The sequence below is a fragment of the Klebsiella aerogenes KCTC 2190 genome, assembly GCF_000215745.1.
GTDB lineage: Bacteria > Pseudomonadota > Gammaproteobacteria > Enterobacterales > Enterobacteriaceae > Klebsiella > Klebsiella aerogenes.
This window is the reverse complement of the sequence record NC_015663.1, coordinates 2938978-2956318: the sequence shown is the minus strand read 5'-3', so window position 1 is coordinate 2956318 and position 17341 is coordinate 2938978. Positions and strand designations below refer to the sequence as shown.

Here is a 17341-nt window from a genome sequence, read left to right as displayed (position 1 = left end):
TTTGGCAATCAAGACGCTTAGACGTCTAAATGCTAACGTTATTTCGCTTGCCGCAGGCAGGCGGCAAACCGACGCCACCGGCAGCACGGCGCACTATCCACTCTGGAGATACCATGATCCGCGCTATCGTGACCGATATTGAAGGCACCACCAGCGACATTCGCTTCGTCCATAACGTCTTATTCCCCTACGCCCGCGAGCGGCTGGCCGCTTTTGTCAGCGCGCAGCAGTATGTCGAGCCGGTCAGTACCATTCTCGACAATCTGCGTACAGAAATCGCCGCTCCCGAAGCCAGTACCGCAGCGCTTATCGAGACGCTATTCCGCTTCATGGACGAAGATCGTAAATCCACGGCGCTGAAAGCGCTGCAGGGCATTATCTGGCGCGAGGGCTATCTGAACGGCGACTTTACCGGCCATCTTTATCCCGATGTACTCCCGGCGCTGGAGAAGTGGAAGGCGATGGGCATTGATTTATATGTATATTCCTCAGGCTCGGTCGCCGCGCAGAAATTGTTATTTGGCTACAGCGACGAAGGTGATATTACTCATCTCTTCAGCGGCTATTTCGATACCCTGGTCGGCGCCAAACGCGAAGTTCAATCCTATCGCACTATCGCCGAACAACTGGGGCATAGCCCGGCGAGCATTCTGTTCCTCTCTGATATCCATCAGGAACTGGACGCCGCCGAAGCGGCAGGTTTACGCACCCTGCAGCTGGTACGCGGCGACCGCGACCCGGCCAGCCATCATCCACAGGTTCAGCGTTTTGACGACATCGACCCGGAGCAACTTCCCGCATGAGCGAATTAACTATTTTTTCCGTTAACGACGCCAGCCATCCACGCTGGCACAGCAGCAACGCCGATGAGATCCAGCAGCAATTGCGCGCAAAAGGGGTGCGCTTCGAGCGCTGGCAGGCCGATCGCTACCTGGGCCCGGCGCCAACCGCTGAAACCGTTATTGCGGCCTATCAGCACGCGATTGATAAACTGGTGGCTGAAAAGGGCTACCAGAGCTGGGATGTCATTAGCCTGCGGGCGGATAATCCGCAGAAAGAGGCGCTGCGGGCTAAATTCCTCAATGAGCATACCCATGGCGAAGATGAAGTACGCTTCTTTGTCGAAGGCGCCGGGCTGTTTTGCCTGCATATCGGCGATGAAGTCTTTCAGGTGCTGTGCGAAAAGAACGATCTGATCTCCGTCCCGGCGCATACGCCGCACTGGTTCGATATGGGTTCGGAGCCGAATTTCACCGCCATTCGTATTTTTGACAATCCGGAAGGCTGGATAGCGCAATTCACCGGCGATGCTATCGCCGATGCCTATCCGCGCTTACCCTAACCTTTATGCATAGCGGCGGCGCAGCAGCTCGCATTCGAAGAGAAACTCGAGCCCTTCCAGCTGACGCCGCGCCTCGCTAACATCCCTGCCCCAGCAGGTTAAGCCGTGGCCGCGGATCAAAAATCCATAACGCAAAGGATGGCTACGGGCATACGCTTCAACCCGCTCCGCCAGCGCCTCAATATCCTGATCGTTATCAAAAATCGCCACCGGTACGCTATCGAGATGGCTATGCTGCCCGCTCAGCGTTTTTTGCATTTCATAGCCCTGCAGCTGCAGGGTATCGCTGGTTTCAAGACGTGAGAGCACCGTAGCGTGCACGGTATGCACGTGCAGCACGACGTTCGCTTCAGGAAACAGGCGATAAACCAGCGTATGCAAGCCGGTCTCCGCCGACGGTTTACGGCCCGACGGCGCGCGATTGCTGGCGATGTCCACCTGTAAAAAATCGTCGCTGGTCAGGCTGCCCTTATCGCGCCCCGATTCACTTAACCAACACCAGCGCGCATCCTCGCGTACTGACATATTGCCGCCGGTCGCCGGCGCCCACCCTTTTGCGCCAATCCAGTGACAGGTGGTCACCAGTTGTGCGAGTCGCTCTTGCCACATAATCGTTCCTTATCACTGTTAACCGTTACGCCAGCGGCGCAAAAATACCGTCCGCCACCTGCTGTGGCGTGACCACGCCGCTATCCAGCACCCAACCGCTGATTAACGCAGCTGGCGTCACGTCAAAGGCCGGGTTATAAACCGGCGCGTTTTCTGGCGCCCACTGCACGGCGCCAAAGCTGCCTTTTACGCCGGTCACCTCTTGCGCCGCACGCTGTTCAATCGGGATCGCCGCGCCGTTCGGGCAGTAGCGATCGAGAGTGGTTTGCGGCGCCGCCACGTAGAAAGGAATACGATGATAGTGAGCCAGCACCGCCAGCGAATAGGTCCCAATTTTATTCGCCACGTCGCCATTGGCGGCGATACGATCCGCGCCGACCCATACCGCATCAACCTGCCCCTGCGCCATCAGGCTGGCGGCCATCGAGTCGGTAATAAGCTGATACGGCACACCCAGCTCCCCCAATTCCCAGGCGGTCAGGCGCCCGCCCTGCAGCAGCGGCCGCGTCTCATCGACCCAGACGTTAACCACCTTGCCCTGTTCATAGGCCAAAGCGATAACCCCCAGCGCGGTGCCAACCCCCGCCGTCGCCAGGCCACCGGTATTACAGTGGGTCAACAAACGGCTACCCGGCGTTACCAGCGCATCGCCAGCTTCGGCAATGCTGGCGCACAGCTGTTTATCTTCCGCAATCAGGCGCAGCGCTTCGCTCTCCAGCGCCTGCGGATAGTCTTCCTGCGCCAGCGCCTGCTTCATACGATCGAGATTATTCATTAGATTGACCGCCGTCGGCCGCGCCGCGCGCAGGGTTTCCAGCGCCTGAGTGAGCTCGTCGCGGGATAAGCCGCGCTGCGCCAACAGCGCCAGCAGCAGACTGGCGGAGAGACCAATCAACGGCGCGCCGCGCACCCGCAAAGCATGAATATGGTCCACCAGCAGCGCAACGTTATCCGCCGCCAGCCAGCGTTTTTCCTGCGGCAATGCCTGTTGATCGAGAATAAAAAGCTGATTTTCGCTTACCCGCAGGCTGGTGGTCTGTAGTGTCTGCATATCGTTAAATCCCTGTTGCGTTGTTGTATCACATTGTGTCAGGATGAAATCCAGATGTATAGACGTCTGAACGGCTTAATTCAGCACTTTTGAGGATCGAGGCAATGTCGCAATACCATACCTTCACGGCCAGCGATGCGGTGGCTTACGCACAACAATTTGGCGGGCTCGACGATCCGTCTGAGCTGGTGTCGGCGCAGGAGGTAGGCGACGGCAATCTCAATCTGGTGTTCAAAATTTTCGATGCTCAGGGCGTGAGCCGGATTATTGTTAAGCAGGCGCTGCCCTACGTGCGCTGCGTCGGCGAATCCTGGCCACTGACCCTCGACCGCGCGCGCCTCGAAGCACAGACCCTGGTCGCCCACTATCAGCACAGCCCGCAGCATACGGTACACATTCTTCATTTCGATCCCGCTCTGGCGGTGATGATAATGGAGGACCTTTCCGATCACCGTATCTGGCGCGGCGAGCTTATCGGCAACGTCTACTATCCGCAGGCGGCAGGCCAGTTGGGCGAATATCTGGCGCAGACGCTGTTCCACACCAGCGATTTCTATCTCCATCCGCATGAGAAAAAAGCGCAGGTGGCGCAATTTATCAATCCGGAAATGTGCGAGATCACCGAGGATCTGTTTTTTAACGATCCGTATCAGATCCACGAGCGCAATAACTATCCGGCGGAGCTGGAAGAAGAGGTTGCCGCCCTGCGTGAGGACGCTCAGCTTAAACTGGCGGTCGCGGCGCTGAAGCACCGCTTTTTCTCACAGGCCGAAGCCCTGCTGCACGGCGATATTCATAGCGGCTCCATCTTCGTCGCTGAAAATAGCCTTAAAGCCATCGATGCCGAATTTGGCTATTTCGGCCCTATCGGTTTTGACGTCGGCACCGCCATTGGCAATTTGTTGCTTAACTATTGCGGTCTACCTGGCCATCTCGGCATTCGCGATGCCGCCGCCGCGCGCGAACAGCGGCTCAACGATATACAGACCTTGTGGCACACTTTCAGCGAGCGTTTCCAGGCGTTAGCAACGGAGAAAACACGCGATGCGGCGCTGGCCTGCCCCGGTTACGCCTCAGTATTCCTCAAAAAAGTATGGTGCGATGCCATTGGATTCTGCGGAACTGAACTGATACGCCGCAGCGTCGGGCTTTCACACGTCGCCGATATCGATTCGATTCCGGACACGGCCATGCGCCACGAATGCCTGCGCCATGCAATTACGCTCGGCAAAGCGCTGATCGTCATCGCCGAGCGTATCGATAGCGTGGACGAACTTATCGCCCGCGTACGTCAGTACAGCTAACCGCGTGATTATTTATGTTGGGCTTCCAGCGTGGCAAACCACGGGGCAATAAAATCTTCGGTCTGCCCCCAGCCTGGGATGATTTTCCCCAGCGACGCCACGTTGACCGCCCCCGGCTGTGCCGCCAGCAGCGCCTGCGGAATGGCCGCCGCTTTGAAATCGTAGGTAGCCGGGGTGCTTTCCCCGGCAATCTTATTGGCAATCAAGCGTACGTTGGTGGCGCCAATGAGTTTCGGGTCGACCGCCACGCTAACCTTCCACGGACTATCTGCCTCCCGCATCAGCTGTAAATCCTGATTGGAAATATCGATGCTGTAGAGTTTGATTTCGCTGCGCCCATTTTCTTTCAGCGCCTTATAGGCTCCCTGGCTAAAGGCATCCCATGTCCCCCAGATGGCGTCAATTTTACCTTTAGGATACTTAGCCAGAATCGCGCCAACTTTGTTGGCCGTGTCGCCCTGCACGTCGGATGATACGGCGCCGATAGACTCCAGCTCTTTAATCCCCGGATTTTGTTTAAGCAGCGTCTGGTAGGCTGCCTGGCGGCGCTCCATTGGCGGGAAGCCTGCCACCCATAGCTTGATAATGTTGGCCTTGCCGTTGAAGTCTTTTACCAGTTGGCCAAAAGAGAGCTCGGTCAACGAGGCGTCATCCTGCTGGCTAACCGTCACGCCGGGGACGGATCCCTGCACCGCGGTATCGAACACCGCCACTTTGATCCCGGCATCGACCGCTTTTTTCACCAGCGCGGTCGAGTAGGGATCGCGCCCCTGGGAAAGAATAATACCGTCATATTTTTGGCTAATGGCCTGATTGACGAAGTCCTGGAATTTGGCGTCATCACCGTTGCTCAGGAAGGCGCTGACTTTAAAACCGAGCTTTTTACCTTCCTGAATCGCCCCGGCGACAAACTGGGTAGTGTTATCGTCAGAACCGAGATTGCGAATCACCGCGATGCGGATCGGGCCGTTATGCTCAGCAATCGCCGCCGGAACCGGCGTCGGGGTCTGCGCCAACGCTGCCATCGACTGCAGCAGGCCCAGCGCCATAAGAGAAAGTGCTATCTTTTTCATTTTGTTTACCCTGTAAAGTGTTAGGTACGGCGCTGAAAATAGGTCAGTGCCAGCGCGCCAGCCAGCACCAGCCCTTTAATAATGTCCATCGCGTAATAGGGCACCGACAGCATCACCAGGCCATTGGAAAGCACGCCAAGGATAACCGCTCCCACCAGCGTTCCCAGCGCATTCGGCTTGCCGGAGCCCGCCAGCGAAAAGCCGATCCACGCCGCCGCGACCGCGTCCATCAGGTAACCGCCGCCGGCGTTCACCTGGGAAGAACCAATCCTTGATGCCAGCAGAATGCCGCCCAGCCCGGCCAGCAGCGAGGCAATCACGTAGGCCGCCACTTTATAGCGCGTGATCCGCAGGCCGGAGAGTCTCGCCGCCTCCGGGTTGCCGCCGATGGCGTACATCCGCCGCCCGTGGGTGGTGAACGACAGCGCCAGCTGCGCGATTAGCGTTACCACCAGCATGATAATGACGATGGTCGGTACCTGCCCCAGCGCGCCAAACGCCGCCGGAATCGTGCCTTCAGCCATATCGCCGCTCGGCAACACCATATTTTCGGTGATCGAGCCGCCGTAGCTGTAGGTCATCGCCACCCCCTGAATCACAAACAGGCTGGCAAGCGTGGCGAGCATGTCAGGAATGCGCAGCACCACGATCAGAAACGCGTTGAATAACCCCACCAGCGTACAGAGCGCGAGGGTAATCAGAATGGCTTCAGTGGTGTTCAGGCCGTGCCAGACAAACAACGAAATCACTAACGCATTCGCCAGCGACGCCGTCGACCCCACCGACAGATCGAAACCGCCGATAGTGAGCGAAATCGACACCCCAATGGCAATCACCGTCACGATAGCGATGGAGCGCAGAATGTTGATGATGTTAAAGGGGTCAAGAAAGTTATCTGAGGCTAAACCAAAGACGCCAACCAGCAGCACCACGGTCAGCAACATGCCCCATTTATAGAGAAAATCGAAAAACCGCTGACGGCCCGATACCGTCGCGTTGACTGCCAGGGCCTTGCTCACGCTGCCGCTCCTCCGGTGGAGTAATAAAGAATCGTCTCTTCCCGCGCTTCGGTGCCGGGAATTTCCGCCACAATGCGCCCATCCCATAACACGCAGATGCGATCGCACAGGCCCACCAGCTCGGAAAATTCGCCGGAGGCGTAAATCACGCCCCGCCCCTCCCGCGCCAGGCCATCAATTAACTGAAACAGATCGGTTTTCGCTTTCACGTCCACCCCTTTCGTCGGCTCGTCGAAAATCAGCACGTTTGCGCTGCCGCGCAGCCATTTACCGATGGCTACTTTTTGCTGATTACCGCCGGAAAGCCGACGTAGCGTCTGCCCCGGCCCGGTGGCGCGCACGCCGATACGGGCAATAACCTCCTGCGCCCACCGCCACGCCTGCCGATGGCCGAACAGGTTCCAGCGCGAAAAGCTGTTATCGGCGCTGACCGCCAGATTCATGGCGATCGCCTCATCGATGAATATCCCCTCTTTGCGCCGCTCTTCCGGCACCAGCGCCAGCCCCTGGAGGACGGAATCGGCCGGATCGCGCGGCCGCCACGGCTGGCCGTTAAGTTCGCCGTAGCGCAGTCGGCTTTTGCTGGCGCCGAATAAGGCTTTGCAGAGTTCAGTTTTCCCCGCGCCCGCCAAGCCGGCGATACCGAGAATTTCCCCCTTATGCAGGCGTAGCGAGATATCCTGCAACAGCGCTTCGTCATGCAAACCGTCAACCTTTAACAGCACCTCTTCGCCATGCGGCGGACGCGCAGGCGGGAAAATATCGCTCAACTCGTGGCCGAGCATTTTTTCGACGATCTGTTCGCCGCTGAGTTCGGCCATCGGCCCGCTTTCGATTAAACGGCCATCGCGCAGCACCGTCAGGGTGTCGCAAATCGCTTTCAGTTCATGAATACGATGCGAAATAAAGACCACGCCGATCCCCTGCTGCTGCAGACGACGAACCACCGCAAATAAGCGTTCGCTTTCGTGCTGATCCAAGGGCGCGGTGGGTTCATCAAGAATCAAAAAACGGCAGTGGTGCGACAGTGCGCGAGCCAGCAGAATTTGCTGCTTTTCGGCAAGGGTACAGCTATCGATTGAACGTCGAACGTCCAGCGCAATATCAAGCTGCGCCAGCGCTTCGCGCGCCTGCTGACGCACCCGCGACCAGCGAAAAACCGCACCCGGTTCAGCCAGCCTGTCCAGCATGATGTTTTCCGCAATGCTCAGCCCCGGAACCAGCGCAACATCCACCTCCTGCTGCACCAGATGAATCCCCAGTTGCTTTGCATCGCGCGGCGAACGAATGCTAACCGGCTGGTTATTGATCACCACTTCACCTTCGTAATCGGCATGCGTCCCGCACAACACCGCCATCAGCGTCGATTTGCCTGCGCCGTTGGCGCCGGTCAGCGCATGCACCGTTCCGCCCTTAAGGGTAAACGCCACCTTGCTCAGCGCCTGAAAGCCGGAAAAGGCCAGGCTAATGTTATGCATCTCAAGGCGATTCACGCTCATCACCCTCCCCAGGCAATTAATATTCTGATTTAACGAATTTTTCACAGCCGCCGATGCCTGACAACTGCGTAAAAAGCATAAGCTAAAACCAAATAATATTAGCCATCTGGATGTCCAGACATAACATCAGGTTAGCCCAACACCCATAAGGAGCGCTTCCCGCCCTGGCAGCGCTTTAGCCTACCGGCGACGTTAACCCCTGACGCTTTGCGCGCGACGTTTGAGAAGGTGGAATACTTCAGCCGTTAATCACCCAGACCATCTATACCTAATGATGATTCTCACCACTCTCGTAACGAGGTCATCATGCAGATCGATTTAACAGGTAAGAAGGCGCTGGTTACCGGCGCCAGCCGTGGGTTGGGTCGCGCTATTGCGCTGTCGCTGGCGCGCGCCGGCGCCGATGTGGTTATTACGTATGAAAAATCGGCCGATAAAGCCCAGGCGGTCGCCGATGAAATTAAGGCGCTGGGTCGGTACGGCGAAGCGGTGCAGGCCGACAGCGCCAGCGCGCAGGCCATTCAGGATGCCGTCACCCATGCGGCCCGGGCCCTCGGCGGGCTGGACATTCTGGTCAACAACGCTGGCATCGCCCGCGGCGGTCCACTGGAATCCATGACGCTGGCGGACATTGACGACCTTATCAACGTCAATATTCGTGGGGTGGTCATCGCTATCCAGGAAGCGCTGGTGCATATGTCCGATGGCGGACGGATCATCAACATCGGCAGCTGTCTGGCCAACCGCGTAGCCATGCCGGGCATCGCGGTTTACGCCATGACCAAGTCCGCCCTCAACTCCCTGACCCGTGGGCTGGCGCGTGATTTAGGCCCTCGCGGGATCACCGTTAACCTTGTCCATCCAGGGCCGACCAACAGCGATATGAACCCGGAGGATGGGGAACAGGCGGAAGCCCAGCGCCAGATGATTGCGGTCGGTCACTACGGCCAGCCGCAAGACATCGCCGCGGCGGTCACCTTCCTGGCCAGCCCGGCCGCCGGGCAGATCTCCGGTACGGGGCTCGACGTGGATGGCGGCCTGAACGCCTGATCGCATATTTTCTGCAAGCCTCTGTCGCCCGGCAGAGGCCTTCCCGCGCCGCCTCGACGGGTTACGCTTTGCCTCTTACCTGCGTTTTTTCTCCGCTCTACTGTACTCCATAAGAAATTCGGAATTTATCTAATAGTCTTATTATTTCCTTATCTTTTGTGTGGGCGTACAGTGGAGGTACGGATGAAGATTGTCTGGTCAAAAACGGCAAATAAGCAATTTTCTAAAATCGATAATCGGTATAAGAACCGCATTAAATCCAGGCTGGAGAAGATGAATGATAAAGCTTCACCTATCTCGGATATCAAAAAATTGTCCTTTCCCGAAAACCACTACAGGCTGCGATTAGGTGATTACAGAGTCATCTACACCTTTGGGGATCCGCCGGACGATACCTGCTACGTAGTGGCGGTTAAACGCCGAACCACCACCACCTACCTTCATGAGGAACATACCGAATATGACTATTCAGTACATCAAGGATGAAGAAGGAAAAGACCAGTATGTCGTCATTCCTTACAGTGATTACTTTCGTATGCGCCTGGCTCTGCTGGAGTACGACGACGAGGATGAAAACAATTGGGAAGATATTTCTTATGAATCAGATATCTATGATAACGTAATGCTGCCAGGGGATGTCTGCGACGTGATGCATAAAGAAAACGTCAGCCTGCAGGCCGCGTGGCGTATCCTGCGCGGACTCTCACAGCGGGAGGTCGCGGCTAAACTCGGCATCAGCCAGTCCGCGGTGTCACAGCTGGAAGCGCTGGACTCCCGTCCGCAGAAGCGGACCCGCGAAAAACTGGCGGCGATTTACGGCTGTACCCAGGAGCAAATCAGCCTCTACTTACCGAAAGAAGGCTAGCAGCACTTCGCCCCGCCCTTACCGCCATAGCGCGCGTCCTGGCGTTCGCGAAAGAACTCTTCATAGGTCATCGGCGTCTGGTCCGGATGCGTGATCCGCATGTGTTCGACGTAGTTATCGTAATCCGGCACGCCGATCATCATCTTCGCCGCCTGGCCTAAATATTTTCCTGCTTTTGAAAGGGTGTCGAACATAATGAGTTTCTCGCTTATTTCCCTCACCCCATCCCTCTCCCACAGGGAGAGAGAGGAGAAGAAAGGTAGGCCAATCAGGTTAATGCGCGCGTTTTGCCTGCGCCGTTAAGCCCTGCGCATCCGCGGGCATCGCTTCATACGGCGTCTCTTTCGCCGTCGGTTTATCCTCTTTCAGCGCCGCCAGCGCGGTTTTAATCGAGAACAGCGCCAGAACCACCACCACAATCATAAAGAAGATAGTCAGCCCGGCATCAAGACGGTTATTAAACACCAGCTGCGCCAGCTGCGATTCCGTATACTGCGGCGGAATGGCGCCGCTGTCGATCATCGCCTGGAATTTATTGGCGATGGCCAGGAAACCGACTTTGGTATCCGGGCTAAACGACTTCTGCCAGCCAGCGGTCAACGTACAAATCAGCAGCCAGCTTGTCGGCAGCAGCGCCACCCACGCATAGCGCTGGCGTTTCATCTTGAACAGTACCACCGCGCACAGCATCAGCGCCATCCCCGCCAGCATCTGGTTGGCGATACCGAACAGCGGCCACAGGGTATTGATGCCGCCCAACGGATCGACCACCCCCTGATGCAGGAAGTAGCCCCACGCCAGGACGCACAGCGCGGTCGCCAGCAGGTTAGCTGGCAGCGAGCTGGTTTTTTTCAACCCCGGACTCACCACGCCCAGCAGATCCTGCAGCATGAATCGCGCCGCGCGGGTGCCGGCATCAACCGCCGTCAGGATAAACAGCGCCTCAAACAGAATGGCGAAGTGGTACCAGAAAGAGACATCCATCAGCCCGCCCAGCGAGCCGTGCAGAATGTAAGCCATCCCCACCGCCAGCGTCGGCGCGCCGCCGGCGCGTGAAATAATCGACTGTTCGCCGACCTCGCTGGCAATCTGGCGCAGCGTATCCGGGGTTATGCTAAAGCCCCAGCCGCTCACCACCTGCGCCGCCGAGGCCACAACATCGGTGGTTCCCGCCGGCGCCAGCACCGCCATCGGGCTGTTCATCGCGAAGTAGACGCCCGGATCGATAATACAAGCCGCCACCAGCGCCATAATGGCGACGAAGGATTCCATCAACATGCCGCCGTAGCCGATAAAGCAGGCTTGCCCTTCGTTGGCCAACATTTTCGGCGTGGTGCCGGAGGAGATCAGCGCGTGGAAGCCGGAAACCGCGCCGCAGGCGATGGTGATAAACAGGAACGGGAACAGGTTGCCGGTCCATACCGGGCCGGTGCCGTCAACGAACTTCGTCAGCGCCGGCATGGTCAACGTCGGGCGCATAATCAGGATGCCAATCGCCAGCCCAACGATGGTGCCGATTTTCAGGAACGTGGAGAGATAGTCGCGCGGCGCCAGCAGCAGCCAGACTGGCAGTACCGCAGCCACAAAGCCGTAACCCACCAGAATCCAGGTCAGCTGTACGCCGGTGTAATCAAACCACGGCGCCCAGGTCGGGCTTTCCGCCACCCAGCCGCCGGAAATGATCGCGAACACCAGCATCACCAGGCCTATCACCGACACCTCGCCGATGCGCCCCGGGCGCAGATAGCGAATATAGATGCCCATAAAAATCGCCAGCGGGATGGTAAAGGCGACGGTGTATGTCCCCCACGGACTGTGGGTCAATGCTTTCACCACGATCATCGCCAGTACCGCGAGGATGATCACCATGATCATAAAACAGGCCACCAGCGCCAGTACGCCAGCGGTTGGCCCCATCTCCTCTTTAACCAGTTCGCCAAGCGAACGGCCATCGCGACGGGTCGAAACAAACAGCACCATAAAGTCCTGCACGGCGCCGGCCAGCACCACGCCGGCGAGGATCCAGATCATCCCCGGCAGGTAGCCCATCTGCGCGGCAAGCACCGGGCCAACCAGCGGCCCTGCGCCGGCAATCGCCGCAAAATGGTGACCGAACAGCACTTTTTTGTCAGTCGGAACATAATCGAGGCCGTCGTTATGTCGTACCGCCGGCGTCATCCGCGTTGGGTCAACGCCGAGGACGGTTTTGGCGATATACAGGCCGTAGAAACGATACGCGATCAGATAAACGCAGACCGCCGCGACGACAATCCACAGCGCATTTATCTGCTCACCCCGGTTTAAGGCGATATAGCCGAGGGCAAAGGCTCCGATCACGGAGAGCAGTGTCCAGATAAGGTATTTCCCTGAATTATTCATTGTTGTGGTCCACCGGTAGGGTAATCAGGATGTTACAGTTTGTTTCTAGAACACAACGCAGAGTTTAACAACTTCGAAACAGCGCAGATGCCATGCCGCGGCGGAGATTTGTCTCACATTGCTAGCGAGATCACTTAAGGCAGGAAAATAAATGAAAGGATTACCGTGAACGGTGCCGTTTTTTTGTCGGGTGGCGGCTAACGCCTTACCCGACCTACAGATCCGTAGCCCGGCTCAGCGCAGCGCAAGCCGGGGAAATAGCAGCGTCTTAGCCAAGCACCGCGGTTCCCAGACGACAGGTGCAGCAGCGCCGCCCTTTTTCGTCATACACCACAATTTCCCAGCTCTGACTCTGGCGGCCAAGATGCAGCGGTCGGCATTCGCCGCGCACTTTACCGCTGGAGACCGGACGATGGTGGGTAGCGTTAAGCTCGGTGCCCACCACACATTGCCCTTCTTCGGTCATCAGCCAACCGGCCATCGAGCCCAGCGTCTCCGCCAGCGCCGCGGAAGCGCCGCCGTGCAGCAGACCAAACGGCTGATGCGTGCGCGCATCCACCGGCATCTCCGCCTCCAGCAGCGCCTCCTCCAGCCGGGTGTAGACAATACCCAGATGCGCCACCATGGTGTTTTCGCTACTGGCGTTCAGCGCCGCAAGCGTGAGCTCTCGTTTCCAGGCCATCTACGCCCCCAGCGTCGAGCCGCCATCGACCACAATATCCTGCAGCGTAATATGGCTGGCGTGAGAAGAGGCGAGGAACAAAATGGTATTGGCGATCTCCTGCGGTCGGGCGATTTTGCCCAGCGGGATGCCAAGCTTAAACTGCTCGCCAAATCCGCGGATCCGCTGCTGTTCAGCATCTTCATTGACCCACAGGGTACGTTGCATATCGGTGTCGGTGGAGCCCGGCGATACCAGGTTGCAGCGCACGCCGCTGCCTGCCAGCTCAAGCCCGACGGTCAACGCCAGGCTTTTCAGCGCCGCTTTCGAGGCGCCATAGGCGCTCATGCCGATACGCGGCGTATGCGCGGCATCGGAGGCGACGGTGACGATCGCCCCGCCCCGCTGACGGCGGAACTGCGCCATCGTCTGCTGAAACAGATTAAACGCGCCGCCGACGTTCACCGCGAAAGTCTGCTGCCAGTCCTCCGCGCTCAATTGATCGGTCGCCCCCATGCGCAGGATCCCGGCGGCATTCACCAGCACGTCCAGTCGTTCGATATCGTTGAGCAGACGCGCGCAAACGTCGCGTACCTGGTCGGCATCGGCGACGTCCAGCATTTCGGTGGCAAACGGATAACCTTCGCCGTCAAAGGCAAGGTCGAAACCGGTGACGTTGGCCCCGGCCTCGACGAAAGCCAACGCGGTGGCATAGCCAATGCCTTTACCTGCGCCAGTCACCCACACGGTCTGGCCGTGAAAATCCAGCGCCGCCATTATTTCACCTCGCGGGAGAGCAGCGCCCACCAGGCGTCGATGGTCGGGTTTTTCGCCAGCATCACGAAGTCGATATCGCCGTGTACTTTGCGCCAACGGGCGGCCAGCGCCATCATACGCACCGAATCCAGACCGTAGTCGATCAGGTTTTCATCATCCAGCGGTTCGTCGGATTCGTCGAGCAGCGGCAGAATTAGCGCGCGCAGCGCCGCTTTGGAGGCCGGCAGCGGCAACAATTCTTCGGTCATCACCACGCGTCCAGAACGGCCGGCGACGTATTTAAGCGCCATCAAATGCTCTTCGCGGCTGAAATCTGCCAGCGCGTCGGCGACAAAGAACGGTTTGATATCGCGCATAAAAGCGTCGGTGGCGGTGGTCATGCAGCCGATATGGGCGTAAACGCCGGTGATGATCAGCTGGTCGCGGCCGGTCTCTTTCAGCATCTCTTCAAGCGGTGAGCGATGAAACGCGCTGTAGCGCCATTTCACCAGCACCGTATCCTGTTCATCCGGCGCCAGCGCGGCAATCACCTGCTGCTGCTCCGGCGATCGGGTCAACCCCGGTCCCCACATATCATTCAGCAGGGCGCGGTCTTCATCGCTCTGCTCTTTCGGCTGGGCGGTGTAGTACACCGGAATGCCGTTTTGTTTGCAGAAGTCGCGCAGGGCGGCGATATTGGCCACCACTTTTTCCATCATCGCGCTGTTTTCGCCCCAGAAGTTGAGGAAATACTCCTGCATATCGTGGATCAGCAGCGCGGCGCGCGACGGCTCAAAGGCCCAGTTAACTTTGTTGGCCGGAATATCGCTGGCTTCCGGCAGCGCGTAAGCCTGTAATTTAGGGATTGCCATTTTCTGTTCTCCTTCAGCCCAGCTTGCCTTCGGCCAGCCACTGACGTAATTGTTTTTTATCGACTTTGCCCACCGGCGTCAGCGGCAGCGCGGCAACGCACTCCACGCGATCCGGCAATTTAAATTCCGCCACGCCCTGCTCGCGCAGGAAACGGCGCACCGCGACGGCGCGCAGCGGCGATGTCACCACCAGATAAGCGCAGCTCTTCTCGCCCAGCAGATTGTCTTCAATGCTAACCAGCGCGGCGTGGATCACCGCCTCATGGCGCAGCAGCAGGTTTTCTATCTCTTCAGCGGCGATCTTCTCGCCGCCGCGGTTGATCTGATCTTTTTCCCGGCCCTGGACGGTGATATAGCCATCTTCATCGATCGAAATCAGATCGCCGGAGCAGTAAAATCCATCGGCATCAAAGGCTTCAGCGTTATGTTGCGGACTGTTGTAATAGCCGCGGAAGGTATAAGGGCCGCGGGTCATCAGACGGCCCACTTCGCCGCGCGGCAGCGGGTTACCGTCGGCATCCGCCACCCACACTTCGTCGTCAGGACACATCGGGCAACCCTGGGTGTTGATAATTCGCTGCGGGCTATCGTTGAGGCGGGTGTAGTTAACCAGCCCTTCCGCCATGCCGAACACCTGCTGCAGCTGGCAGCCGATTTCCGCCGGGATACGCGCGGCGAGCGTCGCGGACAGGCGCGCTCCGCCAACCTGCAGCAGCTGCAGCGATTGCAGTTGCGCGTTGCTGCCCCATTCATGAATAGCCTGCAGCCACAGGCTGACCGCCGGCGGCACCAGCGACGCGACGTTAATCTGATGTTTTTCGATCAGCGGGAAACACAACGTGGCGCTCGGGTCAGCGGCGAGGATCACCCGGCCGCCGGCGAGAAAGACGCCCAGCGATCCCGGCGAGCTCATCGCATAGTTGTGCGCCGCCGGCAGCGCGTTGAGATAGCGCGTGTCGGCGTTAATACCGCAGATCTCGTTGCTGCGGCGGATACTGTAGTCGTAATCGTTATGGGTTCGCGGAATAAGCTTCGGCGTCCCGGTGCTGCCGCCGGAGAGCTGGAAAAAAGCCACTTCGTCAGCCGGCGTCGGATTGGCGACAAAGTTATCCGCCGTGCGGTTAATTTCCGTTGCCAGGTCGCGCTCGCCGCCATCGTTACGCAGCAGCGCGACACGCAGCGAAGGATGCTCAGCGATAAAACCATTAAGGAAACTATCGTCAGCAAACAGCGCGTGCTCGCGATCGGCAATCAGCAGCACCGGTTTAATCTGCGCGGCATAGGCGTTGAGTTCGCTGCGCTGATGGCTAAACAAAGCGTTAACCGGTGCGACGCCGATGCGCAGCAGCGCAAAGAAAGTAATGTAGAACTCGGCGACGTTGCCAAGCTGCACCAGCGCGGTTTCTCCGCGCTTGAGTCCCTGATGCTGCAGGGAGGACGCGAGGTTATCCACCAGTTGGTTAAACTGGCGGTAGCTAATCTGCCGCTCGCCGTCGATAATCGCCACGGCGTCATTGTCCGCATGACGAGTAATCAGATTGGTTAACGGCAGATCCTGCCAGTAGCCTTTTTGACGATAGCGGGCCGCAAACTCTTCCGGCCAACGGGTAAATGCAATCATCCTTGCCTCTTAATTCAAGCCAAATACGTTGAGCATGGTGGTGAGTTTGACGCCGGTTTCACGCCATTCGCCCAGCGGCGAAGAGGCCGGGACGATACCCGCGCCGGCAAACAGGCGCAGCGAGCGTTGATGTAAGCGCGCGCAGCGGATGGTCACCACCCATTCGCCGTTGCCTTCGTCATCGCACCAGCCGACAATGCCGCCAAACAGCTGGCGATCGAACGGTTCGAGCTCGGCAATCAGCCGCTTCGCCACCTGGTGCGGGAAGCCGCTCAGCGCCGGAGTCGGATGCAGCAGACAGGCCAGCGACATGGCGTTTTCTTCCGCCAGCGCCGTACCTTCGATTGGCGTCGCCAGATGCCAGAGCGTCGGGGTGGTAATCAGCTGCGGCGACTCTGGTAGCGACAGATGACTGCTGCGCGGGCCAAGCACGCTCTTCATCGCCTGCGTCACCAGCTCGTGCTCATGGCGATCTTTGCTCGACGCCAGTAGCTTGTTACCCGCTTCCCGGTCCAGCACATCGTCAGGCTGGCGGCGGGCGGAGCCGGCCAGCGGCAGCGAACTGAAGTGCAGTCCTTCTTTACGCAGTAGCAGTTCCGGGCTGGCGCCCAGCAGCACATCACCATTGGACAGTGGAACATGGAAGTTAAAGCTCGCCGGGTTCTGGGCGATCAGCCGCTCCAGCAGCGCGCCGCTATCGACCCGGTCGCGGGTCGTGATATCAATCAGCCTTGAGAGCACCACTTTGTCGACTTCCGGAGTCGCCGTCAGCGCGGCGGCGCGTTCCACCATCGCCAAAAACTCGTCCTGTTCCGGGATCTCCTGACGATCGACAACATCCATCGCCTTGAGCGGCGCCGCGTAACGCGCGGACTGCTGTTTGTCGGTACGGGAGAAGGTTTCCCAGCGTTCGGGAATATAGAGCTCGGAAGGCTGATTGGTGTCGAACGGAATCGCCCCGACCATGACCGGCTTGCGGATCCCCGCCGCGCGGGCTTCGGCAAAAGCGGCTGCCATTTTCTGCTGGAACTCGCCGTTCAGCGAATCACCGCCGACGGCAGGCTGGGAAAAACGGCTAAAACAGCCGGTGGTACTGAAGCTGCGGTACGGCGACATAAAGAAGAAGCTTTGCGGCGACAGGGTCTGCGTTTTTTCCTGTACATCCTCAGCCAGTGACGTTTCCATATCATCCTCCAAAAACGATAAAGATATTAAGAATAATTATCATTTATATTTTTGT

At 58.3% G+C, this 17341-nt stretch carries 18 protein-coding genes; 6 read left to right on the top strand and 12 right to left on the bottom strand.

Annotated features, from left to right (window positions below):
* Positions 1 to 113 precede the first annotated feature (113 nt).
* Together mtnC and EAE_RS13955 are read left to right on the top strand one after the other, a co-directional pair.
* Positions 114 to 803 (top strand): acireductone synthase, encoded by a 690-nt coding sequence (gene mtnC, locus EAE_RS13960; RefSeq protein ID WP_015704722.1) that lies wholly within the window; start codon positions 114 to 116, stop codon positions 801 to 803.
* Positions 800 to 1342 carry a 1,2-dihydroxy-3-keto-5-methylthiopentene dioxygenase gene (locus tag EAE_RS13955; protein ID WP_015367755.1) on the top strand — a complete coding sequence of 181 codons (543 nt, stop codon included), beginning with the start codon at positions 800 to 802 and terminating at the stop codon, positions 1340 to 1342. Before mtnC ends, EAE_RS13955 begins: the two co-directional genes overlap by 4 nt.
* Positions 1343 to 1345: 3 nt before the next feature.
* Here EAE_RS13955 and EAE_RS13950 read toward each other — a convergent pair whose 3' ends face one another.
* Entirely contained in the window at positions 1346 to 1951 is a 606-nt protein-coding gene (locus EAE_RS13950) for a methylthioribulose 1-phosphate dehydratase (RefSeq protein ID WP_015704721.1), read from the bottom strand.
* Between the two features lie 25 nt (positions 1952 to 1976).
* Entirely contained in the window at positions 1977 to 3002 is a 1026-nt protein-coding gene (gene mtnA, locus EAE_RS13945; protein WP_015704720.1) for an S-methyl-5-thioribose-1-phosphate isomerase, read from the bottom strand.
* A 104-nt stretch (positions 3003 to 3106) separates the two neighbouring features.
* Between mtnA and mtnK the strand changes: the two genes are divergently transcribed.
* Positions 3107 to 4306 carry an S-methyl-5-thioribose kinase gene (gene mtnK / locus EAE_RS13940; RefSeq protein ID WP_015704719.1) on the top strand — a complete coding sequence of 400 codons (1200 nt, stop codon included), beginning with the start codon at positions 3107 to 3109 and terminating at the stop codon, positions 4304 to 4306.
* A gap of 8 nt (positions 4307 to 4314) precedes the next feature.
* Here mtnK and EAE_RS13935 read toward each other — a convergent pair whose 3' ends face one another.
* Genes EAE_RS13935 through EAE_RS13925 form a run of 3 tightly spaced genes read right to left on the bottom strand, consistent with a single transcriptional unit; the run spans position 4315 to position 7897 of the window.
* A complete protein-coding gene (locus tag EAE_RS13935; protein ID WP_015704718.1) occupies positions 4315 to 5379 on the bottom strand; it encodes a sugar ABC transporter substrate-binding protein in 1065 nt (354 codons plus the stop codon).
* 20 nt (positions 5380 to 5399) lie between these two features.
* Positions 5400 to 6398 (bottom strand): ABC transporter permease, encoded by a 999-nt coding sequence (locus EAE_RS13930; RefSeq protein WP_015367760.1) that lies wholly within the window; start codon positions 6396 to 6398, stop codon positions 5400 to 5402.
* Positions 6395 to 7897 carry a sugar ABC transporter ATP-binding protein gene (locus EAE_RS13925; protein ID WP_015704717.1) on the bottom strand — a complete coding sequence of 501 codons (1503 nt, stop codon included), beginning with the start codon at positions 7895 to 7897 and terminating at the stop codon, positions 6395 to 6397. The genes EAE_RS13930 and EAE_RS13925 overlap by 4 nt, the downstream gene beginning before the upstream one ends.
* 306 nt (positions 7898 to 8203) lie before the next feature.
* Between EAE_RS13925 and EAE_RS13920 the strand changes: the two genes are divergently transcribed.
* The 3 genes from EAE_RS13920 (at position 8204) to EAE_RS13910 (ending at position 9812) form a co-directional block, all read left to right on the top strand.
* The gene (locus EAE_RS13920) at positions 8204 to 8947 is read left to right on the top strand and encodes an SDR family NAD(P)-dependent oxidoreductase (protein ID WP_015704716.1); all 744 of its coding nucleotides are present in this window, start codon (positions 8204 to 8206) and stop codon (positions 8945 to 8947) included.
* Between the two features lie 183 nt (positions 8948 to 9130).
* The gene (locus tag EAE_RS13915) at positions 9131 to 9433 is read left to right on the top strand and encodes a type II toxin-antitoxin system RelE family toxin (protein ID WP_015367763.1); all 303 of its coding nucleotides are present in this window, start codon (positions 9131 to 9133) and stop codon (positions 9431 to 9433) included.
* Entirely contained in the window at positions 9408 to 9812 is a 405-nt protein-coding gene (locus EAE_RS13910; protein ID WP_015704715.1) for a helix-turn-helix domain-containing protein, read from the top strand. Before EAE_RS13915 ends, EAE_RS13910 begins: the two co-directional genes overlap by 26 nt.
* Here EAE_RS13910 and EAE_RS13905 read toward each other — a convergent pair.
* The 7 genes from EAE_RS13905 to entC all read right to left on the bottom strand — a co-directional run bounded on the left by EAE_RS13905 (position 9809) and on the right by entC (position 17286).
* Positions 9809 to 10006, bottom strand: a complete 198-nt coding sequence (locus EAE_RS13905; protein ID WP_002893903.1) for a YbdD/YjiX family protein — start codon at positions 10004 to 10006, stop codon at positions 9809 to 9811. The genes EAE_RS13910 and EAE_RS13905 overlap by 4 nt on opposite strands.
* Before the next feature lie 79 nt (positions 10007 to 10085).
* Positions 10086 to 12191: a pyruvate/proton symporter CstA gene (cstA, locus tag EAE_RS13900; RefSeq protein WP_015367765.1), complete on the bottom strand. Its 2106-nt coding sequence runs from the start codon at positions 12189 to 12191 to the stop codon at positions 10086 to 10088.
* Between the two features lie 268 nt (positions 12192 to 12459).
* Positions 12460 to 12873 carry a proofreading thioesterase EntH gene (entH, locus tag EAE_RS13895; protein WP_015704714.1) on the bottom strand — a complete coding sequence of 138 codons (414 nt, stop codon included), beginning with the start codon at positions 12871 to 12873 and terminating at the stop codon, positions 12460 to 12462.
* Positions 12874 to 13629 (bottom strand): 2,3-dihydro-2,3-dihydroxybenzoate dehydrogenase EntA, encoded by a 756-nt coding sequence (gene entA / locus EAE_RS13890; RefSeq protein WP_015367767.1) that lies wholly within the window; start codon positions 13627 to 13629, stop codon positions 12874 to 12876.
* Positions 13629 to 14480: an enterobactin biosynthesis bifunctional isochorismatase/aryl carrier protein EntB gene (entB, locus tag EAE_RS13885; RefSeq protein WP_015367768.1), complete on the bottom strand. Its 852-nt coding sequence runs from the start codon at positions 14478 to 14480 to the stop codon at positions 13629 to 13631. The genes entA and entB overlap by 1 nt, the downstream gene beginning before the upstream one ends.
* A gap of 13 nt (positions 14481 to 14493) precedes the next feature.
* Positions 14494 to 16101, bottom strand: coding sequence for a (2,3-dihydroxybenzoyl)adenylate synthase EntE (gene entE, locus EAE_RS13880; RefSeq protein WP_015704713.1), 1608 nt, complete (start codon positions 16099 to 16101; stop codon positions 14494 to 14496).
* A gap of 9 nt (positions 16102 to 16110) precedes the next feature.
* A complete protein-coding gene (gene entC / locus EAE_RS13875) occupies positions 16111 to 17286 on the bottom strand; it encodes an isochorismate synthase EntC (RefSeq protein ID WP_015704712.1) in 1176 nt (391 codons plus the stop codon).
* Positions 17287 to 17341 lie beyond the last annotated feature (55 nt).